Here is a 23,598-nt window from a genome sequence, read left to right on the forward strand (position 1 = left end):
TGGTTGCGGTGCCGGCCGCGCGCGCCGATAGCGAGTAAGAGCCATGCCTGAGTATCAGATGAACGACGCGTCGATCGAATTGCCCGCGCGTTTCCAAGACAAGACGCTGCATTTGTTCACCGTGGACGAGGCCGGAAAAAGCCCATTCACGTTTGTCGTTTCCCGGGCGCAGACAGAGCCTGACGATACGGTCGATACGTTCGTTACGCGCCTCGTTGCCGAAATGCGCAAGTCGTTTTTGCGTTTTCAGTTGAAGCAATTGAGCAACCGCGAAATCGATGGCGAGACGGCGCGCGAGATCGACTACCAGTGGGTATCGGACGGCACGCTTTTGCATCAACGTCAGACCGTCGTTTTCCAGCCGCTCGACGGCGGTGAGACGCGGCAGGCGGTGAGCTTCATCGGCACCTGCCAGAGGGGATTCACGCCCGAGTGGACGCAGGAATACGACGACCTCGTTCGCAGCGTGAAGCTGAAGAAAGCCGAGCGCGCCTTCACGCCGACTGCACTCGATCCATCCACGCCGGGCGTCGTGTTCGTTTTGCACGAAAACAGCAAGACGCTCTACTCGGTGGGCAGCATGGCCGAGCTTTTTCGGCACGACATCAAGGAGATGTTCGAGGGCGTGACGTTTTACGACGCGAAGGGGGCGGAATTGGCGCTGCGGCCCGCCCCGGAAGGGCGCGAAGGATGGGGCGCGGGCGAGGGGGCCAAGCAGTTTCTGCTATGGACCGTCGACCCGAAGGCGATGCAGCCATTGCAGGCGCGTCTTTCGGATCTCGCGCACGTGAAGGGGCCGGGCGCCTTGTCGACGGTGCAATCGGTGCGCGCCTATCTGGCCAGCGCGGCCGAATCGGCATGAGCGCTCTGCGGCGAAGCCTATGAGCGAGTTGCTGGCAGCGGCGCGATTCGGCGATCCGGTCGCGCATACCGCATCGAAGGGCTGGATGATTGCCGGCATGATCGCGGGCGCGGTGATCGGCGCCGCCGCGGTGGTGCTGACCGGTGGCGCGGCACTGACGGTGGTCGCCGCGGTTGCGGCCGGTGCGGCGGCGGGCGGCGGATTGGGCGAGCTGCTCGGCACGATGTCATGGGCACCGCGGCATGTGACGGGGAGTTTGACGGAAGGATCGCCAAACGTCTTCATCAACAGTCGATCCGCGATGCGTGCGCATTTGAGCAAGGGCACGTGCAAGGACCATTCGGGCCCGCAGGTCGTTGCGCAGGGATCGGCGTCGGTGTTCATCAACAGCCAGCCGGCCAGCCGCAAGACAGACAAGCTCACCTGTAGCGCGGAGATCAGCGACGGCTCGCCGAACGTGTTCATCGGCGGCACGACAGCGACGACGGACGATATCAGTCCCGAAGTGCCGGCGTGGGTCAACTGGACGATGCTCGCGGTGGGGTTCGCGGCGACGGCGGTGCTGGCGGGGCCACTGGTGGCGGCGCTTGGCACGGTGGGCGGCGTGGCCGGCGGCGAGCTGGGCGCGTGGGCTGGCGGCAAGGTCTTCGGCGAGGGCTCGGACGGGCAGAAGTGGTCGATGCTCGGGGGGAGCTTGCTGGGTGGTGCGGCGGGGGCGAAGGGGGCGGCGCGCCTTTCAACGGTCGGCAAAACCGGGACTACTTCGTTGCCGGCGACATCGCGCTTCGACTACTCAATCAAGCAAGTACCGGCTGACCTGGAGGCAAATCCCTCAGGCGTTTACGGCTATATGCCCAAAGAGGGCACGGAGTTCCACCAGGCGAAGTGGGGTGTCGATTGGACGGATGCTGATGCCACGGCGGCTGCGCGAGGCAAACGGTTGGAATACCATGAAGGGCTGGAGCACAAGCGTTCCTGGATCGAGGAGCAGCGGGCTGGCGGGGTGTCGGACGAAGACATTGCAAGGCAGATTGTCATCGACCGCAATCAATCGCGGCTCTCGTTCTACTCGGAAGACGAACTCCCGACGGTATATGAACGGAATCTGGCCAAGTACGGCGACAAAACCGGGCCGAGCTACGACTACCTGATTGAGCAAGGCAAGAGCCCGCAAGACATCATCGGTAGCGCTACGAGGTCGAATCCGAGCATGGACGTACTCACTGGTATTGCGAAGGTGCAATGAACGAGCCCAAAATTCTGCTGAACAATCTTCTGCCGTCGATGCCTCGGTTTGTCCTTGATAAGGCGACAGGCGTGTTGACGCCCGCTCGCGACGAAAGCCTGCCGCGGCGCGGGAACATCAATCCGGTAGAAGGCCGAGTCCTGTGCGTGTACGCCGAGGACGATAAGCTGTATCTCCAAATGGAGGCCCGTCGGTGGGAAATCGGCGGTGTCACGCCGGTTGTCTATCAACACAATTTCGATCGAAAGACGACCACGTTCGGGATCGACGATTTTGAAGTCGAATACGAGGCTTGGTGGGCGCACGACCCGACGTTCAATAAGTTCGCTCCAGAGCGTGACGAAGACGAGGACCGCTTCGCCTTCATATATAAGTTGAGTCGCGATCACGACGCGCGGATCCGCTACATAGAGCGATTAATGAAGGCATGAGGTACCAGGAGCAGGCCGTCGCTCGCATATCGGCGGCTTGTTCAACCTGGCGAGAAAGGTTATGGGCATCAACAAAGGGGAGCGCTTCGGCCGTGAAGACCTCTACGTCGACTATCCGTTCGAAGATGTGATGTTTCGATGGGATTACCTCGAACAAAAGGTTTATCGGAAGTTCTACGGCGAAAAGGAGACCGGCCCGATTCCGCACGACAATCGTCTTTATAACGATGCGTTGCTGTACGGCGACGAAATTACGAGGGAGGTCTATGCCGCCGGCAAGGAACGGGGAGGTATGCGCAGTCGGTGAGCGCGGGCAACCGGGTGTCTCGTGCGCTCAAGCGCTCGGCGGGTAGTGCTCGATTTTTTGCTCGAGCCGAGCCGCGAGGACGGGATGCGCATCGCGGAGCGCATCGAGGATCGTTCGAGCCTCGTTGCGGTATGCCGCGGTTTTTTCTGGTGACCAGTGTGCGGGTGGCGGTGCAAGGTTCGTGATTCGGTCGGCCATTTTTACGCACCATATTGCTTTCGGTTCTTTGCGAATCCGCTCCAGGCTGTCGGCCATCGCATGATGTTTCGCGAGCGATGGGTTCTTGCTCAGCGCTTGCACGCCGGCCGCCACGGCCGGGCCGAATTTGTCGCACAATGTCGCGGCGGAAACGCCTTGGTCCTCGATACAGTCGTGCAAGGCCGCACAGACGACGGCGAGGTGGATGTCATCGATCGGGGCTGCGGCATGAGCGGCCAGCAACTCGATCACGACGGCACCGATGTGGCAAAGATAGGGACGCTCGCAACCGGGGACCGTTTGCCCGTGGTGCGCGTCCGTTGCGAATTTCCATGCCTCGATCCAGGCGTCGGTGAGTATGACGGGCGTGGCGGCGACGTTGATCGGTTCCATTGAATGCGAGCGCAGTAGCGAGATCGATTTGAGCAGAGTGATTGTAGCGTCGGGGGAGTGGCGGAGCGCTGCGGATAGGTAACGCGTATGAAATTGCTGACGATCCGAGGCTTCGATCAGGCAGGGCACGTGCTCGAATACCATGCCGAGCGAGGCGTACAAAGGGTTTCGGAGAGGGCTCCTGGCGGCACCGTCGATCGGGGATTCTTTATCGAGCTTCGCGGCCATTACTACGGCCTGTTCGCCACACAAGTCGGGCCAGTGGCGTTTATGGATGATCGGCAATGGCTGCTCGTCGAGTCAGCGGTGTCGTCGGATCTTACTGCGCTGCCTGATGGACGGAAGCGATTCGTGCTGGTAGTGGAGGGCAACGTTGCATATGAGGTGACTTACTGGCCGCCAATGGTGGTGGTCGATAACTGGTCCGACGACGAGTGCATGATCGATTTCTTTTCGTGGCTGCACGAGGGCGTAACGATAGATCCGAAGGGCAAGCTTTTCTCGTATCACCGGTTGCCGGCCTGATTGGAACTGCGGACCTGCCGGCGAAACCAGGTCGCGCTGCAGTGGTGGAGAGACACGATGGCCGAACCCAAGATTCGTGCGACCGGCGTTGGCAGTCCAAGTCTTGGAAAACATACGAGGAACGAATGGGACCGTCGTTGAACAGAATCATGCTGTATGCGCGGGACGTGCAGAAAACATGTGCCTTTTACGAACGGCATTTCGGATTCATGAGCGAGTCGAAGCCTGATGACCGAATCACCGAGTTGACGCCTTCCAACGGCGGCGCGATTCTGATGGTTCATCAGGCGGCCAAAGGCGCCAAAACAGGGCAGGCGGCAGTCAAGCTTGTATTCGATGTCGAGGACGTGGAGGGCTTCAAGCAGCAGTGCTCGTTGCAGGGCCTGCAGTTCGGTCCCACTCATCAGGCGGACGGCTATTGCTTCGCCAATGCGAAGGATCCGGACGGAAACTCGGTTTCAGTGTCGAGTCGGGCTTTTGCCGGCAACTGAAGCCAGACGCGCCAAGCCGCCGAACCGGCAAAAAGTTGCAACGGGCCGCGCGGTGTACGGCGCTGCGCAAGAATGTCGATCGGGCCGCAAGACGCGATTCGCAACCTGCAGCCAGCCCGGCCAGTCGCCGCTTACACCGGCCCGTCACTATCCCCCGTTTCGATCCGAGGCGCCGCCAACTCATGCGCATCGCGCGTCCCGCCGTTTATCGTTTTGACGATCAGGTCGGCGAGCACGCGGCCCGATTCCTGCCCCGTCGGCTGCACGACGGCGGTGACGGTGAGCGGCGCGGCTACATCGGCCGGCACGCCGTCATAAACGATCAACGAAATATCTTTCCCCGGCCGCAGTCCGCTATCGACGATCGCCCGAAAGGCCCCCGACCCGGCGATATTGTTGTCGACGAGCAAAGCCGAAGGCCGCTCTTCGCGGCTCAACAGTGCCTGAGCCGCCCGATATCCGCCCTCGCGGTCGAACGTCGTCTCGACCATGAGCGCGCCATCGGGTGCCAGCCCCGCCTCCCGTAACGCCCCGACGAACCCCTCCCGACGCTGCGCGGCAAAGCTCAACCGAAGCGGCGCACTGATCATCGCGATACGCCGATGGCCGAAGCCGATCAGCCGCTCGGCAGCCGCGCGTGCGCCCGCCTCGTTATCGAAGTCGAACCAGCTATACGGCTGCGCGCTATCGGTGCGGCCGTATGCGACGAACGGAAACCCACGTTCCTGAAGCAGACGGATGCGCGGATCGTCCACGAGCGTGCGCGCCACGATCAGCCCGTCCACGAGGCGGCTATCGAGGAGCCGCCGATACGTGTCCAACTCGGCATTGGGCCGTGCCGACACGATGATGAAATCGAGGTTGGATTGCGCGAGGCGCTCGGTGATCCCCGCCACGACTTCGCCGAAACGCGGATCGCCCAGATCGTCGGCGCCGAACGGATAGACGATGCCTACCGCCTCCGCCCGGCCGGTGGCAAGCCGGCGCGCGGTGGGATCGGCCTGATAGCCGAGCTCGCGCGCGGCCTTCATCACGCGCTCGCGCGTGGCCTCGCTTACGTCGTCGTAACCGTTGAGCGCCCGGCTGACGGTGGTGCGCGACAGGCCAAGCGAACTGGATAACGCCTTGAGATTGATCTTCACATCGTTCCTCGAGAAGTCGTCATTGTTCCGGGCTCGTTCGCCCGCGGCAATCCCCCGACTGCCGCCGCTTCGCTTCGCACGCTCGTTCGCGGAATCGTCGTTGATATCCAAACCGGTTTGAATTAACATCCAAACCGGTTTGGATAGTTGCCTTCGACGTTTCTTTCAACCCCCTTCAACGCCAAGATGACCCCTCCCCCTTTCCCCCTCCTTGCGCTTCGCCCTTGCGTGAGCAAACGTTTGCTGACGGGCCTTGCCGTCATGTCCGCGGTCGCAGCCTCGTTGGCTCATGCGCAGACGTCCGGGTCCTGGTCCGGCTCCGGTGGAACCGGCTCCCATCCGAGCGTGCCTGCGTCGGGCTTCCCCGCGCCGACGCGGCACACGCAACAGGCCTATGACCCTGAGAGCAACTTCACGATGCGGTGGACGCGCGCCGACATTCGTCAGATCCTCGCTCAGTCCCACACCGCCACGGCGGTGGACAAGAACTCGTTGCCGCTTGCGCTGACGATGCCGGACATCCCGCAGAATTTCCCGCTGATGAATTCGAACGTGTGGGTGTGGGACACGTGGCCGCTCGCGGACATGCGCGCGAATCAGTTGAGCTTCAAGGGCTGGGAAGTCATTTTTTCGCTGACGGCCGATCCGCACGCGGGTTACACGTTCGACGATCGCCACGTGCACGCGCGCATCGGGTTTTTCTATCGGCGTGCGGGCATACCGGCTTGGCAGCGGCCCGCCAACGGCGGCTGGATCTGGGGTGGTCATCTCTTCCCGGCGGGGGCCAGCGCGAAAGTATTCGGCAGTGCGCCGACGACCGATAACGCCGAATGGTCGGGCTCCGCACGCCTCGTGAGCGGCAGCACCGTGAGCCTCTACTACACGGCATTGTCGTTCAACCGCTCTGCGCCGGGCGGCTCGGACATCACGCCGCCGATCGCCGTCATCACGCGGGCCGATGGCCACATTCACGCGGATGCGAAGCACGTCTGGTTCACCGGCTTTGACGACCACAAGCCGCTGCTGCAACCGGACGGCGAGATGTACCAGACAGGGCAGCAGAACACGTACTACTCGTTCCGCGACCCGTTCGTGTTCACCGATCCGGCGCACCCGGGCAAGACGTATATGGTGTTCGAGGGCAACACCGGCGGCCCGCGTGGCGCGCGCACCTGCACCGAGGCGGATCTCGGCTATGCGCCCAACGATCCGTACGGCGAGAACCTGAACGCGGTGATGGATTCGGGGGCGATCTACCAGAAGGCGAACGTGGGCCTCGCCGTTGCCACGAACGCGCGATTGACCGAGTGGAAGTTCCTGCCGCCGATTCTCTCGGCGAACTGCGTGAACGACCAGACCGAGCGTCCGCAGATCTACATGAAGGACGGCAAGTACTACCTCTTCACGATCAGCCACCGGCCGACGATGGCTGCAGGCGTCGACGGCCCGGACGGCGTCTATGGCTTCGTCGGCAACGGCATTCGCAGCGACTTCGAGCCGCTCAACAAGGGCGGCGGCCTCGTGCTCGGCAACCCGACCGACTTCGCTGCGCCGATCGGCGCGCCTTATGCCCAGGACCCGAATCAGAATCCGCGCGAATTCCAGTCGTATTCGCATTACATGATGCCGGGCGGTCTGGTCGAATCGTTCATCGATGCGATCGGGCCGCGCCGTGGCGGCACGCTTGCACCGACGGTGAAGATCAACATCAACGGCACGTCGACGGCTGTCGATCGCACGTATGGCAAAGGCGGGCTCGGCGGGTATGGCGATATTCCGGCCAACATGCCCGCGCTCGGTGCGAGCCATGCCGATAGCGCCAACGCGAGCGACTGAGTTGCTGCAAGGCGGTAATCCGGCAGCAACCGGGCGGCAAGCGGGCGGCGAGGCACGCCGCTGCCTGACCGCGCGGCTATCCGCATCGGCGAAGTCATGATGTACGAGTGGATCGCGGCGCTGCCCGCGCGGACGAGACCGGCGTATCTCGCGCTGGCGGACGGCATCGAAAACGCCGTGCACGCCGGCGTAATCAAGGCGGGGAGCCGCTTGCCGCCACAGCAGCTGCTCGCCGACTTTCTGGGGCTGCACGTGAACACGGTCAACCGTGCACTGCGCGAGACGGCGCGCCGCGGGTTGACCGCGGGCCGCACGCGCCGGGGCACGGTCGTTCTCGAGCAAGCGGGCTGAGCCGCTTTCGAGTGCTTCGAGACGCTTCGAGGTGCTCCCGGCTCGAGGCCTGCGCAGGCCCCACCCGCCCCACCCGCTTTGCCCGTGCGTCTTGTCGTGCAAAGCAATGTTCAGCGCAGGAGACCAGCAGGATCATCTATGACTACGAAGCACCCATCATCGGCATTCGCTCGAGAATTGAGCGCACTGTGCACGTCCTCGGTGGCGGCGTTGGCCGTGTCGGCCGTCGCGTGCCTTGCGCCGCCTGCCACGGCATCGGCTGCCGACGGCGTGGATACACCGCAGTGGCGCCCGGCACTGCATTATTCGCCGCAGCGCAATTGGATGAACGATCCCAACGGACTGGTGTACGAGAACGGGCGTTATCACCTCTTCTACCAGCACAATCCCAACGACAACTTCTGGGGCGACATGTCGTGGGGGCATGCGACGAGCTGCGACCTCGTGCATTGGGAAGAACAGCCAGTCGCGATTCGCGCGAACGAGAAAGAGGAGGTCTTTTCGGGCTCGGTCGTCGTGGATGCACACAATACGTCCGGACTCGGGCCGGCCGGCTCGTCGCCGCTCGTAGCGCTTTACACGAGCGTCTACAAGCCCGGCTCGGGGCATGAGCCGGGGGTACAGGCGCAGTCGCTGGCCTACAGCATGGACCACGGGCAGACGTGGCACCGCTACGCTCACAATCCGGTGCTGACGCTCGAGCCGGAATCGCGCCAGTTCCGCGACCCGAAGGTGACGTGGTATGCCCCCGGCGGGTACTGGCTGATGACGGCAGTGGTGGCGGACGCGCAGGTCGTCAAGCTCTATCGCTCGAGCGATTTGATCCATTGGTCGTTTCTCAGCGATTTCACGCTGCCCGACGTGCCGCATCGCGGAGCGCTCTGGGAGATGCCGGAGTTGCTGGCGCTGCCGCTCGACGGCAATCCCCACGACGTGCGCTGGGTGATGATCGTCAACGTCAATCCGTGGTCGATAGCGGGCGGCTCGGGGGCGATGTATTTCGTTGGCCGCTTCGACGGCAAGACATTTAAGCCGGACGACGTTCCGCCTGCGGGGGCCGACCCGGCGCGCTATCGATGGCTCGATCACGGGGCCGATTTCTATGCGGCGGGGACTTTCGCCAATACCCCGGGGCACGCACCTGTCGCAATCGCGTGGATGAGCAACTGGGACTACGCCGCACGCGTTCCCACCGCGCCGTGGAAGGGCGCCATGACCGTGCCGCGCACGTTGGCGCTGAGGACGATCGATGGCATGCCGCGACTCGTATCCACGATTGCCGAGCCGTTCGCGGCAAGTGCGCGCGATCGGCCGTCCATTCATCTGGCGCCGCTCGGCGTGTCGTCGGGCGTTCGCGAGCTTCCGGCCGCCACGCATGCGACGGTGCAGATGCTTTCGCTGTCGATCGAGCCGCGAGACGCGCGGCGCGCGGGCCTGATCGTTCGACGCTCGGCAGACGGCCGTGTCGGCACGCGGATTTTCTACGATACGGCGAATAAAACGCTGACCGTCGATCGTTCGGCTTCGGGGCTGACCGCTTTTGCCCCAACGTTCAGCCTCGAGCACATCGTCCACTTGCCGCTCGAGCAGGGCAAGCTGCGGCTCGATATCGTTGTCGACAAAGGCTCGATCGAGGTATTCGCCGGTCACGGGCGCGTGAGCGTCACCGACCTGATCTTCCCGACCGATCGCGATGACCGCGTGGCGATATTCACGGAAGGCGGCAGCGCGGTATTCGCCGACATCGCGGTGACGAACCTGGAACGCGATGCGCGCGGTCTTCGCAAGCTGGCGCGGGCACCTACCGCACCGTAAGCTCGTGCAGCGCGTCGAGCACGTGCTGGGTCGCGCGTTCGACGAGTCCCGCCCGGTGCGCGATGCCGAGCTTTCGCCACATGGCCGGGCGCAGCGGCCGCATCGCGACGCGCGCATCGGACGGCGGAGCGCCTGCTTCATGCGGCAGGAGCGTGGCGCCGTAGCCGGCGGCGACGAGACTCTTGATGGCGTCGTTGTAATTGAGTTCGATGCGCGGCGCCGGCCGATAACCGCCTGCCGCGAACCACTCCGACGTGAGGCGCGAGAGGCGGGTGGTGGCGTCGTTGAGAATGAGCGGCCGCGTCGCGAGCCAGGCTGGACTGACGCGTGCCGGCGGCTGCCAGTCGGCGGGCACGAAGGCCATGACGGGGTCGCGCCGCCACGGCCGGATGACGAGCCCTGCGACGGCGGACTGCGGCAACGCGACGAGCCCCACGTCGAGTGTTCCTTGCGCGAGGCGGGCGAGCGTGTCCTGCGACGTGAGCACGGCAATCTGCACGTCGATCTCCGGACGAAGCACGCGCAGCTGGGCAATCGCGCGCGGCAACAGATGAGCGATGGCACCCGTCGAGGCGCCGAGCCTTACCCGGCCCGCCAGCCCTTGCACTTGCCGGCTGACGTCATCGAGCGTCGATTCGATTTCGGCCAGCAACCTGCGCGCGCGTTCCACCAGCACTTCGCCGACCGCGGACGGCCGCACGTTTCCCCGCTTGCGGGAAAGCAAGGGCGCTCCCACGCGGTTTTCCAATTCGGCGATATGCAGGCTGACGGTGGGCGGCGCGAGATGCAGCAGCTGCGCGGCAGCCGCGAACGATCCATGATCCGCAATGGCGACGAGCGTGCGCAGGCGGTCGAGGCTGATCTCTCTCATCGGCAGATATCCAGTTCAGAAAAGTTGAATCAAGCGGTCAGTAAATTCAACTTTTCGTATTGTATGCATCCGGAGACGATAGGGGCTTTCCCGGCGCATCGCGCTGAATCGAGGAGCACGGCCATCATGACTCTCCCCACTGTATTTATCGACGGCGACCAAGGCACCACGGGCCTGCAGATCCATGAACGCCTGCGCGAGCGTACGGACCTTCAACTGCTCACGCTGCCGGAATCCGAGCGCAAGGATGCGAAGCGGCGCGCCGAGGCCGTCAACGCATGCGACGTTGCGATTTTGTGCCTGCCCGATGCGGCGGCGCGCGAGGCGGTGGGTTTCATCCGGAATCCCGAAGTCCGCGTGATCGATGCGAGTTCCGCGCATCGTACGCAGCCGGATTGGACGTATGGATTCCCCGAGATGGCGCCCGGTCATGAACAGCGCATTCGCGAAGCGCGGCGCGTCACCAATCCGGGCTGCTATCCGACGGGCGCCATCGCGTTGCTGCGGCCGCTCATCGAGGCGGGCCTCGTTCCGCACGATTATCCGTTCGCCATTCATGCGGTGTCGGGCTACTCGGGCGGCGGCCGGACGATGGTCGATGCCTTCGAGTCGGGCGGCGCCTCGCATCCCGCACCGTTTCAGGTCTACGGTTTGGCGCTCGAGCACAAGCACACGCCGGAGATTGCACTACACGCGGGACTCGCGCATCGGCCGTTTTTCGTGCCGGCGTACGGCGCATACCGGCAAGGCATCGTGCTGACCGTGCCGATCGAGCTGCGTCAGCTGCCCGCAGGCGTCGACGGCGAACGACTGCACGCGTGCCTCGTGCATCGCTACACCGCCGCGCGGCACGTCCACGTCATGCCGCTTGCCGCGGCGCGGGCGGCAAGCCATCTCGACCCACAGGCACTCAACGGGACCAACGACCTCGGCCTGGGCGTGTTCGACAATGCAAGACATGGACAGGTCCTGCTGTCCGCCGTTTTCGACAACCTGGGCAAAGGCGCATCGGGTGCGGCGGTGCAGAACCTGGATCTGATGCTGAGCGCGCGGGCATAGCGAGGCCGAGCGCCGAGACAGCCGCGTTATTTCAGGTGGATGGTGAAGTAAGACCTCGATGGCAGTTCGGGATCGACCTCCCAGCCCCATGTCGTCTTTGCTCCGTTATCGGGCGTTCCGTCGATGGTGATGAGGCCCCGGTGAATCATGGCGGAGAAGTCGAAGGCGCTGCCGATGTCGAGGAACTTGAATTTGCCCTTGTTGGCGCCGTCCGCGGTGACGAAATTGAACAGACCTTTGGGGTATTCCCTGGCCATATCGGTGAATTTGAACGGCGCGGGCCCGCCGCTCGCGCTTGTGAACGATATGACGGCCGATCCCTGGCCGACGGCAAAGATCGTTCCGGTCTCGAAAACGACGGGGCGGTCTGTTTTCACGGACTCGTCGAACGCGATCGAATTGCATCCGATGGTGAGGGAAGCGGTGTCCTCGGCTTTGATGTGAGTAGCCGTGAACGCCATGGATATGGCCTGGAGGCGGCTCGAGGAGGCCGACGTGCACGAAATGCGCAGGTTGTCGCTCAGGAGTGCGCCATCGGCATCGCTCACGGGTACGTCGCCCGGCGATGCCGTGGCGGGCTGCGCGATCAATTCGACGGAGCAGGGGCCTGCTGCGGCACGATCGCCTATCGTGTAGGTTCCGCTGGTCAAATCGAGGGTGTGGGCGGTAACACTCATCGTACCGCCGTCGTGCACGTTGATATCGAACCCTCCCGCGAAGCCCGTCACCCGCGTAGCGTTTTCCTTGCCGACGAGGAACCTTCCATTCGGGTAGATGTTGATCGTCGAGGCCGGCACCGGCCCGTCGTCGACGGGGCGGCCGGATCCTTCGACATTGACGTCTTGAACGGTGAAGGTGCCGGTGATATCGAGTTGCACGACGGCATCCTCGACGCCGAGCCCCAGTACCGCTACCGCGGTGCTGGTGGGCACTCCGGCTACCATTTTCAGCGTTCCGCTATTGATCGCTATCCGCGTAAGCGGGGGATTGTCAATCCAGGATTCGGCCGGTTCGCCCCATTCCATGAAGACGTCGATGTCCTCGGGCACGGGCGCAAGCGTCAACGAATGACTGCCGCCATTCATGGTGAAACTTTTGCCGGCAATCTTGCGAAACGCGCTACAGGGAACATCGCCCAGTAAGGTGTCCTTGAACACATTGCCGTCGTAGACATCGTCTCGGTCCGGATGCCAGCGAAAGGTTTCCTCGGTCACGGGTCGCTCCTTGGTTTCGGTGCAATGAGGCCGCGCGCGACGCTCCTTCATGCGTGCCGCACGCAGGTGTTTATCGATCGCTTTTATGGAAAATAGTATGAGCGAGATTTTCAGATTAAATACTGAATTTTTTTAAAGAAAATGGTGGCGTTATATATCGGATTGATGAGTGTCTTCGATTGTGAGATTTTAAGGCGTTTAGCTGGTTTGTATTTTAAGAAGTGCGCCATACTGTGCTGTCTGGAAATGCGAACTGCGCTGCCGATGTCGGGGTGACCGGACTCGGCCGTTTCGATCGTGCCTGCGCGGACGCGCAATGCCGCGCAGGCGATGATGGGGCATCAGGCTCCGCGTGCCAGTTCGATGGCGAAGTCGCGGTACGTGTGCAGCGGGCGGCCCAGAATCGCGGTCAGTCGCTCGACGTCCCCCGCTTGCGGCACCATGCCGTCGCTGACATAGCGCTCGGCCATCAGGCGCATCTCATAGGCCATCCATTTCGGCACCCGATCCGCGAGGTTCTTTTCGAACGCGGCGGGATCGTCGCCGCCGTAGGCAACAGGGCGGCCGAGGACCTGCGACCAGATGGAGGCGAGTGCCGAGCCGGTGAGCGTGTCGGGCCCGACGAGGTCGAGCGTGTCGATCGGCAACTTGCCTGGCGCTTCGTCTCGACGGACCAGTTCGATAGCCGCGACTTCCGCGATATCGCGGGTGTGAACCATGGCCACGCCCTTGCTGCCGATCGGCATCGGGTAGAGGCCATGATTGAGGATGACGTCCTTCACCATGAACTCGTTATCCATGAAGTAGGCCGGGCGCAGGATGGTGGCGCTGAACCCCATCCGTTCGATCATCCGTTCGGCGCCGGATTTCACCGCAAAATGCGGCACGTTTACAAAGCGATCGGCGTGCATGACCGACAGATAGACCAGTCGCTCGACGCCCGATTCGCGCGCGATATTGAGGGCGATGAGTGCCTGGGTGAATTCGTCGCCGGCCACGGCGTTGAGCAGGAACAACGTGCGGATTCCGGCGAAGGCGGTGCGAAGCGAGTCGATGTCGAGCATATCGCCCTTTGCGACAGTCACGCCGGCCGGAAAATCGGCTTTCGAGGAATCGCGAACGAGCGCGCGCACGTGAGCGCCGCGGCCGGCGAGTTGATTGACGACTTGGCGGCCGACGCGGCCGGTGGCGCCGGTAACGAGGATGGTCATGATGTTCGCTCCTTGATGAGGATGAGGGTTGACTTCCCCTTCAAGTTAAGTGATCCATTGTTGGTTCGGAAGATGCTATAAATAGACGCGGTGTCTCATTGGCGGAACACATGGACCTGCTTGCGCTCACGGATTTCAATCTCGTTGCTCGTCACGGAAGTTTTGGGGAGGCGGCTCGTGCGGCGGGGCGCCCGAAGGCGACGCTGTCCCGGCGGGTCGCGGAGCTCGAGAACAGTCTCGATCTCCGGTTGTTCGAGCGAGGGTCGCGCGGCGTGAAGCTCACGCAGGAGGGGCGTGCCCTTTACGAGCGGACAGGCGTTTTGCTGGCCGAGCTTGCCGAGAGCGCCGCTGCGATTGCATCGGGAAACGAGCGGCCGCGCGGCCGCTTGCGTATCAGTGCGCCGGTGCTGTTTTCGCAGGTTGCGATGGGCAAGCTGGTTGCCACGTTTGCGCTGAAATATCCCGACGTGCTGCTGGAGGTGACGACCGAAGATCGGCCTGTCGACATGGTCGAGGAGGGGTATGACGTCGTGATTCGAGTCAACCCCGATCGGGACGAAAGCCTGATCGGGCGCGTGTTCCTGCGCGATCGGCTGGTGGTGGTGGCGGCGCCGGATTTGCCGCGGCCGACCGAGGGGGCGGCTACTCCGGCGATATTGCGTGGGGCCGAGGATCGGAGAGTGTATTGGGACGTCACAGGTGCGGGCGGCAAATCGCGAATATCGATCAAGCCGGTTGCTCATCTGTCGTCGCTGATCATGGTCCGCGATACGGTTCGTCTTGGCGTGGGGGCGGCCTGCCTGCCGGTGTCGCTCGTGAGTCGTGATCTGGCTGCCGGGACGCTGGCGTATTGGGGCGACGTGGAGGGCCCCGAAATCGCGCTATGGGCGCTCTATCCTTCCAGGCGGTTGCTGAGCGTTCGCGTTTCGGCTTTTCTCGATCATCTCAAGGAGGCATTTCCTTTGGGAAGGGCGGAAGAATTGGCGGGCTATGTCGGGGCGGGTTAGGGGAGCATTGCCCAGGCGGACACGAAGTATGTGGCAATCGCCGCGTTCTATCGCAACCCGGGAGACGGCGATGGCTGGAAGTACATGGACGCAAAAAGACCCTCGACGCGAACAAGCCATTGACGCTTGAACTCGTCGATCAGATATCCGCGGGCACGCCACGGCGTGACCCGCGAGACTAGCTCCGGCTGCCGAACAGGCTCGCCAATTCGGCGATCGCGCCGCCGGCACCAGGCATGCTGAGCTGGCCGGAACTCGGCGCCTGGCCATCCGGCGTCGCGGCGTTGACAAGCGCGGGCAGAACCTTTGTGAGTGCGCTCAGCGCTTCGCCCGGTTGCATACCCACTTGCTGTGCGAGCGAGGAGACTGTGTCCGCTCCGAGCGCGCCGTGAAGTTGCTCCTCGGAAACGGGCAGGTTGTCGCCATTCGCTATCCACGATTGAACGAGCCCGCCTAGCCCGCTGCGCTCGAAGTTTTGCACCACGCCGCTCAGCCCGCCGGGTTGAGTGTTGATGTAATTGAGCGCTACAGCGATCAACTGAGCGGACGGCGTGTTGCCGGATGGGGCGCTTCCGGCAAGCGCTCCAAGGGTATCGAGTAAGCTCATGGCGGTCTCTCGGCGAAATGGGTGACGGGCAACTGGCGGCGTGGGTCATGTGCTGCGCCTGCTTCGGCAGCATATCAACGTCAACGACCGATATGGCTATTCGCTGACATTCTTTAACAATTGCCGCCAAGGTATCCCGATACCCCTCCACGTACGACGGTGAACCGCAAGCATCGGATGGCCAATACCTTATTGGGAAGGGGTCATCGACGGTTTCTTCAAGAGTTGACGATATTTGACAGTCATGAAGGCGCGATGCGGATATTGTTCGAACCATCGTTGTCGTTCGCTTACTCAAGTGAGAGGGAGAAAACCATGAGCATTTTCGGCGATATCGTGAATAAGCTGTTCGGCAAGGCGAAGCCTGAGGAGGCACCGCCTGCGGACGTGCAGCCGGCTCCGGAGGCGGCTGCCGCGGCGGCCCTACCGCTTGCCGATGTGGACGTGGCAGCGCTGATGGATCAATTGGTATCCGACAGCGGCCAGAACCTTAATTGGCGCATGTCGATCGTCGATACGATGAAGGCGCTCGGCATGGACAGCAGCCTCGATCACCGCAAGGCGCTTGCGCGTGAGCTTGCCTACACTGGCAGCATGGACGATTCGGCGGCTATGAATATTTGGCTGCACGGGCAAGTCATGCGCGCACTGGCGGCAAACGGCGGCAAATTGCCGCCGGAGCTGACCCAGGGATGAACTCGAAAACCGTTTTCGTATGGTTGCTCGCAGGTGCGCTCGGGGGCGCGCTTGCCGGGTGCGACGATCAAAAGGTTTCCGACGTCGTGAGCCTGATCAAGCCCGACGAGTTACTGTTCAAGGATTTGACGCCGGGCGTGTCCGGCTTGAGCGACGTGCGCCGGCAAGCGGGCAAGCCGGATTTCGTTTGGCAGAACGAGGACGGATCGCAACAACTCGAATATCCGCGGGGGCCGAACGGGACGGAGACGTATCGGGTCGATATCGATGCGCAAGGCAAATTCGTTGGCGTCACGCAGATTCTGACCGCCGGGAATTTCGCTCGTGTACACGTTGGCATGACGAAGGACGAGGTCCGCCGACTGCTCGGCCGGCCGGGCATCGTGGCAGCGTATGCGCTTAAGCACGAGGAGGTGTGGAGTTGGCGGTGGGCGTCCGGTGGCTACCCGGACGAAGAGATGTTCGACGTTCACTTCTCTCGGGACGGAACGGTCGTGGGCACATCGCGCTCCGATGTGCCGAATAGAGAGCACCGATAGGGAGAAAACGAAATCGGGCGCTCTGATGGCGAGCGGCAAAAGTGCCTTTTTATGGTGATTCGGAAAAGCGGAATGAGTTGAAGATGGTAAGGACTGTCAGCCGTTCGATGTTGGTATTGAGTTTGTTGATGTTCGAGACATTGCGGCCCGCGCATGCCGCGTACAAGGAGGAATGGATCGTTACGCCGCCGTCGGCGCATCGGTCTCCGCACGCGTCCGCTGGAGCCGCCCCCGCCCCTATCGACAATGGGAAGTCGAAAGTCAGGAAGCGGATCAACCGCCCGTCCGACCGGATGCGAACACCGGCCACGCGCGGGAAAGTGCGGACCACGCAAAAGAATGCGGCACCTCGGGATCAAGTGAAATCGCCGGGTGTCGCTCGAAACCGACACGCCTGATTTTTTCGATCTGTTCGAAACGTTCCCGAATGACGAGGCAGCCACCAAGCTGCTCTGGCTGGCGCTACGCAATGTCCTGGCAAAATCCGTGCGCGCCGCCTTCGACTGGAAGTCGGCCATGAACCAGTTTGCTATGCTGTTTGGCGACCGCTTCACTCAGGCGCGTGGGTAACGATTCCTTTAACCGCCTCGCACACAAAAATGCGGACAGGTTCAGTCGAGTCATTCTTTCTCTTGCTTGTCGTCGCTCATGACGTCCCCGAAACGCACATACCCCTGCATTGCTGACCACCGTCTTGAATCACCGAGCCTTCGCTTCTGAAATGCGCTGCAGGCCCCAGGCTATCGCGCAAGCGATAAGGGCGGGGATAAGCCATATTTCCCACCACAGCTCATAGCCCGCAGCGTCGTACGCATATTCACCGTCGAGCCCGAAAAGGGGCGCTATGACTCCAGGAATCATCCTGTCGAGGATCGCCGACGGCAGCACGCGTGTAACCACTTGCGTGAGGACATTGATGATTGCGCCAGCCACGACCGCAGTCAAAAGCGTGCGCCTCCGCTCGGGGGCAAACTTGACGGCGAGCCACGCCGCATGCGAAGACCTTCGCGAATTCATCGATCGCCGCCATGTAGCGGTTGTAGCAGTCAACGAGAGCGGCGCGTAGGGCTTCGTGTAGCTGCCCCGCTGGCAAGTCTCAATCGTTCATTTGGGATAGTGGCGCATCCGGCCTGGGACTGTGTGGCACGGCGGCGGGTGGACTGTCTTACATTTTCCAGGGCAAGCTGGCGGGCGATACAGTGCACGTTACCATTGGCGCGCCGAAGGATTGGAAGATTGACGACACCCGCGACGAAGCGCGCCGCCTGCAACGGCTGATTGATGCTGGCAAAGACCCGCGTGAGGAAGCCGCAGAGCAGCGCGCCGCCCGTGAGTCCCGCAAGGCTGAAGCGCGCCGCCAAGACGCTACCTTTGGAGAGGCGTGGGAGGTCTATCTTGAAGTCCGTAAGGCTCCGCTGGAGCGAGCGCCACTGTCAGGACCATGTGCAGCACGCCGACGAAGGCGGGAAGGAGGGGAAGCGCGGCGACGGACTGACACTGGCTGGCCCGCTCGCTTCACTGCGTCCGCTCAAGCTGTCCGAGCTTACCGGCGAACGCATCGCTGAATGGCTCAAATCGCAAACCGCCGAGCGGCCGACCATGGCGGCGCTCTCGTATCGCTTGTTACGCGCGTTCATCCGGTGGGCGTCGGACACTCCCGCGTACCTCGGCGTTATTCCGGCTGATGCCTACAAGTCTCGCAGTGTGAAGGACGCCGTGCCACGCGTGGGCGCGAAGGAGGGGGATTGCCTGCAACGCGAGCAATTGGTCGTATGGTTCGCCGCCGTGCGCAAGATTCAGAACCCCGTTATCTCTACCTACCTACAAGCGCTATTGCTGACCGGCGCACGCCGCGAGGAAATGGCCGCGCTCAGGTGGGATGACGTTGATTTTAAGTGGCGCAGCCTTTCCATTGCCGACAAGGTAGAGGAGTCGGGGCGCGTCATACCCCTGCCGCCCTACCTGGCAAGTCTGCTGCTCGAGCTCAAGCGCATCAACGATACGCCGCCGAACGTCCGCCTACTGGCACGCATGGAGGCTCGAGGCGAGAAGTGGGAGCCTTCGCAATGGGTGTTCGCCAGAAAGACCGCTGCCGACGGCAAGATTGCAGAGCCACGCATCGCCCATACGAAGGCGCTAGGTGTGGCCGGACTGCCTCACGTGAGCCTGCACGGTCTGCGCCGTTCGTTCGGTACGCTGGCGGAGTGGTGCGAGGTGCCGGTGGGTAGTGTGGCGCAAATTCAGGGACATAAGCCGAGTGCCATTGCCGAGAAGCATTACCGCCGCCGCCCGCTCGACTTATTGCGCCAGTGGCATACCCGTATCGAGGCGTGGATGCTGGAGCGGGCCGGCGTCGACTTCGAGCCGCAGCAGGCCCAACAAGGATTACGAGCGGTAAACCAGTGACCTGCAAATATAGCAAAAAAGAGATAAACTAATGACGTGGCATGTTGAGCTGATACCCGAGGCCGAAGCCGAATTGTTGGCGCTACCGCCCGATATGCGCGCCCGTTTCCTGCACGTCGCGGAGATGCTGGCGGAGTTCGGCCCGCAGCGCGTCGGGATGCCCCATGTGCGCCCGCTGGAGGGGAAGCTGTGGGAAATCCGCATGACGGGCCGGGATGGCATTGCGCGGGCGATATACGTTACGAGGACTGGTCAGCGGCTGGTTGTGCTGCATGTGTTTGTGAAGAAGACGCAGAAGACCCCGCGCCGTGCCATCGAAACGGCTTACGCCCGGATGAAGGAGGATTGAACGATGACTGATCTTGCAACCCTGAAGAAGCGTCTGCTGGCGGACCCGGCCACCCAGGCCGAGTATGAGGCGCAGGCGCCGGAATTTGCCGTCGCGCGTGAACTCATTGCTGCGCGTGTGCGTGCCGGACTGACTCAAGAACAGGTGGCCGAGAAGATGCAGACGACCCAATCGACCGTCGCGCGCATGGAGAGTGGCCGCACGATGCCGTCGCTGCGCACGCTGTCCCGCTACGCCGAAGCAACGGGAAGCCGCGCCGTGGTGCGCCTGGAGGCCACCAAGTAGTTTGACCGCCGCCTGACGGTATCAAGCAGAAGCGGCGGGAACAGGTGCGCCAACAGCCGGCCGCGACGAGCGAATCCCCGATGTCAATTACGCACCGGAGATGACTTCTATTCGCTTTGCTTCGGGAGCCCCTCCGGGCTTGGACGGGTCTGACAAATCGAATTCAAGTACCACGGTGCGGGAGGGCAGCTTATTGGCCACGGCCGGGTCAACAAGCGAAGCGCTTTTGAAGTAAGCCGCCTCAGTTTCGCTCGAAATCAGTATCGAGCTATCCGGCATCGATCGCCAATAGCCGATAAAGCCATATCCTTCCCCGAACCAGCGATTGCATAGCCCCCGCACGCGGCTGCCCAAGTCACCCCATCGCGCTTGCGGGTTCGTTGCATCACGCGTCGGCAGCAAACCTGGGATCAGGTAGCCGTTGATGAACTGGTCTGCGGAACCCCGAAGTTCTTGCGATACGTTATCGAAGCCCAGCACTTCCACGCGGCAGCCCTTGCTTTGGAGGGCGCGTACCACCTGTACGAAATCTCCATCGCCGGTCACGAGCAGAACCGTGTCCAGGCGCTCGGACTCCGTTAGCGCATCTACGGCCATATCGAGGTCGGCGTTGGACTTGGATGCTTCGTTGCCGTCTTCGTCCGTGAAATGCTTGACGTTCTTTACCGTCACCCGGAAGCCTTGATCGCGCAGCACCGACTGATAGCCTTTGGACTTCGACGCGTAATCTCGCGAACTGTCGGCCCGACGTTGATCGAATGCGAGGTACACGTTCAAGCGTTGCGCTTCTCCTCCAGCTCGGCATGCGAGTTTTCGCAGCACGTCGAAGCGCATACCGTGACCGCCATTCATGCTAATGTTGCTCGCGTCTACATAAACCCCGACTCGCCTCATTTCTCGTCTTCTTTTCTTGATTTCACTGCATCGCTCTAAAGCAAGCGCAACGGCCCATTACTGCAACACTTTCTATCATAGCGCGTCCGCGGGCGAGGCGACCTCGGCCTCTCAGTGGCACGCGACTTCGCGACGGGGGGCATCGTTTATCCCAATCGCAGCCGACGCATGCGCAGGTGCCGATCGACGAAGACGGGCGGATGCGCGATCGATTGCGACACGGTCATTTGATTGCTGACCTGCGAGGTTGGAGGGTCGCGTGCGATCTCGGCACTGCCATCAGATGCCGTCGTCGGCCGATGGTGATGCGGCATCCGTTTTTCGAATGATCCGAGTAGGGCGAGCACCCTCACCACGACGCAGAACATATTCGGTGGCGTCGCGCATGTCGTTATCGTTTTCAAATTCCAGTCGTTTTTTCCGCAACACAAGAGGCGTCCACGTCACCAGGATTAACATCCAGCGGTTCGCCATCAGAGCGTACAGCAGGACGCTAGGCAACAGCCCGTAGCGTCTGCCAGAGAGTACGTCCCTGAATAGGTCCTTGCTGCTGAACCCCAGTAAGCCATATCGACCGCAGAAACGATGCGCCCAGTAGAACTTCAGGTCTAGAATCGAATCTTCGAGAGCCTTGACGTTATACAGCTTCTCCCCCCAACGTTGCCACCCCGGGTTGAGGTGGTCAACGAGCGTAGGATAAGAGCGCAGCGCCGTAGGCGCGAATTCTTCGATCCGCCCGTCTCGGGCCAAGCGTACTGGGAAGATTTCCGTAGATTCGTAGCTGGAAAATATGCCGCGCTCCGTGGCCCAAACCGTTTGGATCGGAAAGCTACGCAGAGTCACTTTAAATACGTCTCCCGGCTCGAGTCGGAAAAGACGAATCGATTCCTGAAATTTCATGCTTCCGTTTTGTGCCTCGGCACAAAGCAGCAACTCATCGATCACTGACTCGCTCGAGTTCCGGATCAACAAATATGAAACGTCGCGATAGTCGCGGGTATAGGGCGATGCTGCTAGTAACTGCGTATCAATGCCACGGGTTAGCTCGACCCACCGTCGCTGCCAGCGCCTCAAGTCCAAGTGATAGCGATGTGCCTGCTCCAGCACTGGCTGAATGACTATCGCGCCTAGTGCTCGAGCCAGCCATCGAAGCACAGTCCAGATGGCTTTGAGCGGCCACTTGAGAAAGAGCAACAGATGCTCCATGCGGACATCTTCCTATCGGAATTTCATCGATCAATGCTGTTTGCAGCACTCTAAACGCTCATCAAGGGATCCGTTTGCGGAGGCAAGCTCACTTGTCACCTATGACAGGATACAGCGAATGATTGTTGATGTAGATTGCCCCATGCCGAAACGACTGGCCAGGAAGACGGGAATGGCCACGAAGGGCGAGTGCCATTCGTGATGGAAAGTCCGCAAGAAATAGGTCATGCCGAGTTCGGACACATCATAGGCACGTCGCCGGATCATCGCCTCAAAGATCTCGGGGACGATGCGCACGCTGTGGAAGGACGCTTCCACACCTTCGATTCTGACCGTCCCTTCTGTAAGCAAGCGCGTGACGTCGTAATTCCAGAAAGCGACGTTCAGCTTCCCCGGCATGGCTATCTCCGTAATCGTCCGATGTAAACCCTCTATATTGTCGAGGTATCACCGTCGTATCCGAACGTATTCGATGGAACGGGCTCGGGCAGTCCCATGGCCTTCCGAAACCGCGCGAGAGTGGCCGCGACCGCAGCTTTGCTGCTACCGACCGTCGGTGTTTTGTGCAACTCGCGCCATTGTTCGGTCATCTGATCGGGCGGCACGTCGAAGCGCTTCAGCCAGGCTTCGGTCGCGATGGTCGTGTTGAGCAGCGGTGCGGTGCTGTCGAGCGTACCGCTCTGCAAGATGTCCATCTTCTCGGCGATGATGGGACGTAGCGCCGCGTCGAGCAGCACGTACGCCGGCGGGGGCAGCAGAGGCTTCTCCGGCCCGGCGGACACACTGGCTTGCGGTGCAACGCCTGCTTGGACGATCAAGCCACCGTCGCTCAACGGCTGACGCACGTACCAGTCCGGCGGCAGTGTGAGCGAGTCGGCTCCCCCGGCGGCGCGCACGAGGTCCGCGTCCAGCGCGACGATCCAGTCTACCGTTTTGATCGCCCCTTCCAGCATCACGGTGCTGTAACCCATGGGGTCGCCGACGTCGATGCCCGGCCCGTAGCGACGGGCGTAAAAGTATTCGCTCGCCTCATTAGCGTTAAGTTCCATTGGCGGAAGATTCACGCCGTAGCCGGCGTGCCCATGAACGATGGGCAGTGCTTCGCACATCGCTACGAACAATGCCTGGAACTTGCCCGGGCGCTGTTCCAGGAACGCTCGAGGAACGGTGAAAACGAGGGTATCGAGTCCGCGGTTATGCGTCGCCTTCCATTCTCCGAGCGCAAACACGGAAAACTCGTAAAACCCGGTTGCAAGTTTGTGGTCGGCGCTGGTCATCGTCGCGACAAGCGATGTATCTCCAGGTGTTGATGTCGCTAGACGCTCGAACGCCGGGGCCTTCTCGTATGCCATCGGCTGCTTGCCTTCCGTGTAAAACCACCGGAGGGGACCTTCTTTCGAGGGCTTTTGACCCGCCGCGACTTCAAGGGCATGGTGATACTCGTCCACCATCGCGGCGTACTGTTGAAAGCATTGCACCAACGCTTTTCGGACCGTCGGCGTGTACCCGTTCCGGAAATACAGGACCCCGCGCACGACGAGCGCGGCGCCCGTGATGCCCTTTCTGTACGCAGGCTCAAACAGCCCGAAAGGGAGTGTGTCCGCGCGGCGAGGATCTTTCGCCCATGCTGCGATTTCTTCATCCGTCATGACAACGT

The 23,598-nt window shown here is 62.0% G+C and carries 26 protein-coding genes and 2 pseudogenes; 17 read left to right on the plus strand and 11 right to left on the minus strand.

Annotation, left to right across the window (positions count from 1 at the left end):
- The first annotated feature begins 43 nt into the window (after positions 1–43).
- The 4 genes from U0034_RS10385 (at position 44) to U0034_RS10400 (ending at position 2,846) form a co-directional block, all read left to right on the plus strand.
- The gene (locus U0034_RS10385) at positions 44–862 is read left to right on the plus strand and encodes a DcrB-related protein (RefSeq protein ID WP_085228382.1); all 819 of its coding nucleotides are present in this window, start codon (positions 44–46) and stop codon (positions 860–862) included.
- A gap of 85 nt (positions 863–947) precedes the next feature.
- A complete protein-coding gene (locus U0034_RS10390) occupies positions 948–2,108 on the plus strand; it encodes a PAAR domain-containing protein (RefSeq protein ID WP_244142500.1) in 1,161 nt (386 codons plus the stop codon).
- Entirely contained in the window at positions 2,105–2,539 is a 435-nt protein-coding gene (locus tag U0034_RS10395; RefSeq protein ID WP_085228384.1) for a hypothetical protein, read from the plus strand. The genes U0034_RS10390 and U0034_RS10395 overlap by 4 nt, the downstream gene beginning before the upstream one ends.
- Before the next feature lie 61 nt (positions 2,540–2,600).
- Positions 2,601–2,846, plus strand: a complete 246-nt coding sequence (locus U0034_RS10400) for a hypothetical protein (protein WP_085228385.1) — start codon at positions 2,601–2,603, stop codon at positions 2,844–2,846.
- Between the two features lie 27 nt (positions 2,847–2,873).
- Here the strand turns inward: U0034_RS10400 and U0034_RS10405 are convergent, their stop codons facing one another.
- Entirely contained in the window at positions 2,874–3,437 is a 564-nt protein-coding gene (locus U0034_RS10405; RefSeq protein WP_085228386.1) for an HD domain-containing protein, read from the minus strand.
- A gap of 87 nt (positions 3,438–3,524) precedes the next feature.
- Here U0034_RS10405 and U0034_RS10410 point away from each other — a divergent pair, with 87 nt between their 5' ends.
- Both U0034_RS10410 and U0034_RS10415 read left to right on the plus strand, forming a co-directional pair.
- The gene (locus U0034_RS10410; protein WP_085228387.1) at positions 3,525–3,962 is read left to right on the plus strand and encodes a hypothetical protein; all 438 of its coding nucleotides are present in this window, start codon (positions 3,525–3,527) and stop codon (positions 3,960–3,962) included.
- Between the two features lie 149 nt (positions 3,963–4,111).
- Entirely contained in the window at positions 4,112–4,453 is a 342-nt protein-coding gene (locus U0034_RS10415; protein WP_233212133.1) for a VOC family protein, read from the plus strand.
- A gap of 131 nt (positions 4,454–4,584) precedes the next feature.
- On the opposite strand, the gene U0034_RS10420 is transcribed toward U0034_RS10415, so the two are convergent.
- Entirely contained in the window at positions 4,585–5,595 is a 1,011-nt protein-coding gene (locus U0034_RS10420; protein WP_176072621.1) for a substrate-binding domain-containing protein, read from the minus strand.
- Positions 5,596–5,856: 261 nt separating this feature from the next.
- On the opposite strand from U0034_RS10420, the gene U0034_RS10425 reads away from it, so the two are divergent.
- The 3 genes from U0034_RS10425 to U0034_RS10435 all read left to right on the plus strand — a co-directional run bounded on the left by U0034_RS10425 (position 5,857) and on the right by U0034_RS10435 (position 9,597).
- Positions 5,857–7,431: a glycoside hydrolase family 68 protein gene (locus U0034_RS10425; protein WP_386092283.1), complete on the plus strand. Its 1,575-nt coding sequence runs from the start codon at positions 5,857–5,859 to the stop codon at positions 7,429–7,431.
- Positions 7,432–7,527: 96 nt separating this feature from the next.
- The gene (locus tag U0034_RS10430; RefSeq protein WP_233212132.1) at positions 7,528–7,782 is read left to right on the plus strand and encodes a GntR family transcriptional regulator; all 255 of its coding nucleotides are present in this window, start codon (positions 7,528–7,530) and stop codon (positions 7,780–7,782) included.
- A 138-nt stretch (positions 7,783–7,920) separates the two neighbouring features.
- Positions 7,921–9,597: a glycoside hydrolase family 32 protein gene (locus U0034_RS10435; protein WP_085228391.1), complete on the plus strand. Its 1,677-nt coding sequence runs from the start codon at positions 7,921–7,923 to the stop codon at positions 9,595–9,597.
- Here U0034_RS10435 and U0034_RS10440 read toward each other — a convergent pair.
- Positions 9,584–10,468, minus strand: a complete 885-nt coding sequence (locus U0034_RS10440; protein ID WP_085228392.1) for a LysR family transcriptional regulator — start codon at positions 10,466–10,468, stop codon at positions 9,584–9,586. The genes U0034_RS10435 and U0034_RS10440 overlap by 14 nt on opposite strands.
- A 126-nt stretch (positions 10,469–10,594) precedes the next feature.
- Here U0034_RS10440 and argC point away from each other — a divergent pair, with 126 nt between their 5' ends.
- A complete protein-coding gene (gene argC, locus U0034_RS10445; RefSeq protein WP_085228393.1) occupies positions 10,595–11,527 on the plus strand; it encodes an N-acetyl-gamma-glutamyl-phosphate reductase in 933 nt (310 codons plus the stop codon).
- A gap of 26 nt (positions 11,528–11,553) precedes the next feature.
- On the opposite strand, the gene U0034_RS10450 is transcribed toward argC, so the two are convergent.
- A complete protein-coding gene (locus U0034_RS10450) occupies positions 11,554–12,741 on the minus strand; it encodes a hypothetical protein (RefSeq protein ID WP_139831169.1) in 1,188 nt (395 codons plus the stop codon).
- 341 nt (positions 12,742–13,082) lie between these two features.
- Complete coding sequence (locus tag U0034_RS10455; protein WP_085228395.1) at positions 13,083–13,952, minus strand: SDR family oxidoreductase; 870 nt, start codon at positions 13,950–13,952, stop codon at positions 13,083–13,085.
- Positions 13,953–14,062: 110 nt separating this feature from the next.
- Between U0034_RS10455 and U0034_RS10460 the strand changes: the two genes are divergently transcribed.
- Positions 14,063–14,959, plus strand: coding sequence for a LysR family transcriptional regulator (locus U0034_RS10460; protein WP_085228396.1), 897 nt, complete (start codon positions 14,063–14,065; stop codon positions 14,957–14,959).
- A 178-nt stretch (positions 14,960–15,137) separates the two neighbouring features.
- Here U0034_RS10460 and U0034_RS10465 read toward each other — a convergent pair whose 3' ends face one another.
- Positions 15,138–15,566: a YidB family protein gene (locus U0034_RS10465; protein ID WP_085228397.1), complete on the minus strand. Its 429-nt coding sequence runs from the start codon at positions 15,564–15,566 to the stop codon at positions 15,138–15,140.
- 315 nt (positions 15,567–15,881) lie between these two features.
- On the opposite strand from U0034_RS10465, the gene U0034_RS10470 reads away from it, so the two are divergent.
- The 3 genes and pseudogenes from U0034_RS10470 to U0034_RS10480 all read left to right on the plus strand — a co-directional run.
- The gene (locus U0034_RS10470) at positions 15,882–16,262 is read left to right on the plus strand and encodes a DUF3597 domain-containing protein (protein WP_085228398.1); all 381 of its coding nucleotides are present in this window, start codon (positions 15,882–15,884) and stop codon (positions 16,260–16,262) included.
- Between the two features lie 86 nt (positions 16,263–16,348).
- A complete protein-coding gene (gene bamE / locus U0034_RS10475; protein WP_327196999.1) occupies positions 16,349–16,801 on the plus strand; it encodes an outer membrane protein assembly factor BamE domain-containing protein in 453 nt (150 codons plus the stop codon).
- A gap of 420 nt (positions 16,802–17,221) precedes the next feature.
- Positions 17,222–17,371: pseudogene (locus tag U0034_RS10480) on the plus strand (IS256 family transposase); the annotation flags it as partial.
- Positions 17,372–17,500: 129 nt separating this feature from the next.
- Here U0034_RS10480 and U0034_RS10485 read toward each other — a convergent pair.
- Positions 17,501–17,818: a hypothetical protein gene (locus tag U0034_RS10485; RefSeq protein ID WP_158243593.1), complete on the minus strand. Its 318-nt coding sequence runs from the start codon at positions 17,816–17,818 to the stop codon at positions 17,501–17,503.
- A gap of 89 nt (positions 17,819–17,907) precedes the next feature.
- Between U0034_RS10485 and U0034_RS10490 the strand changes: the two are divergent.
- From U0034_RS10490 to U0034_RS10500, 3 genes and pseudogenes are all read left to right on the plus strand, one after another.
- Positions 17,908–19,207: pseudogene (locus tag U0034_RS10490) on the plus strand (tyrosine-type recombinase/integrase).
- Between the two features lie 31 nt (positions 19,208–19,238).
- Positions 19,239–19,556, plus strand: coding sequence for a type II toxin-antitoxin system RelE/ParE family toxin (locus U0034_RS10495; RefSeq protein ID WP_085228402.1), 318 nt, complete (start codon positions 19,239–19,241; stop codon positions 19,554–19,556).
- Positions 19,557–19,559: 3 nt separating this feature from the next.
- On the plus strand, positions 19,560–19,841 hold the full coding sequence (locus U0034_RS10500; RefSeq protein ID WP_085228403.1) for a helix-turn-helix domain-containing protein: 282 nt from the start codon (positions 19,560–19,562) through the stop codon (positions 19,839–19,841).
- A gap of 87 nt (positions 19,842–19,928) precedes the next feature.
- Here U0034_RS10500 and U0034_RS10505 read toward each other — a convergent pair whose 3' ends face one another.
- From U0034_RS10505 to U0034_RS10520, 4 genes are all read right to left on the minus strand, one after another.
- Complete coding sequence (locus tag U0034_RS10505; RefSeq protein ID WP_158243592.1) at positions 19,929–20,693, minus strand: LabA-like NYN domain-containing protein; 765 nt, start codon at positions 20,691–20,693, stop codon at positions 19,929–19,931.
- 321 nt (positions 20,694–21,014) lie between these two features.
- Positions 21,015–21,941, minus strand: coding sequence for a hypothetical protein (locus U0034_RS10510; protein WP_085228405.1), 927 nt, complete (start codon positions 21,939–21,941; stop codon positions 21,015–21,017).
- A gap of 99 nt (positions 21,942–22,040) precedes the next feature.
- Positions 22,041–22,340 carry a hypothetical protein gene (locus tag U0034_RS10515; protein WP_085228406.1) on the minus strand — a complete coding sequence of 100 codons (300 nt, stop codon included), beginning with the start codon at positions 22,338–22,340 and terminating at the stop codon, positions 22,041–22,043.
- Between the two features lie 32 nt (positions 22,341–22,372).
- Complete coding sequence (locus U0034_RS10520) at positions 22,373–23,590, minus strand: DUF3396 domain-containing protein (protein WP_085228407.1); 1,218 nt, start codon at positions 23,588–23,590, stop codon at positions 22,373–22,375.
- Positions 23,591–23,598 lie beyond the last annotated feature (8 nt).

The organism is Trinickia caryophylli, assembly GCF_034424545.1.
Lineage (GTDB): Bacteria > Pseudomonadota > Gammaproteobacteria > Burkholderiales > Burkholderiaceae > Trinickia > Trinickia caryophylli.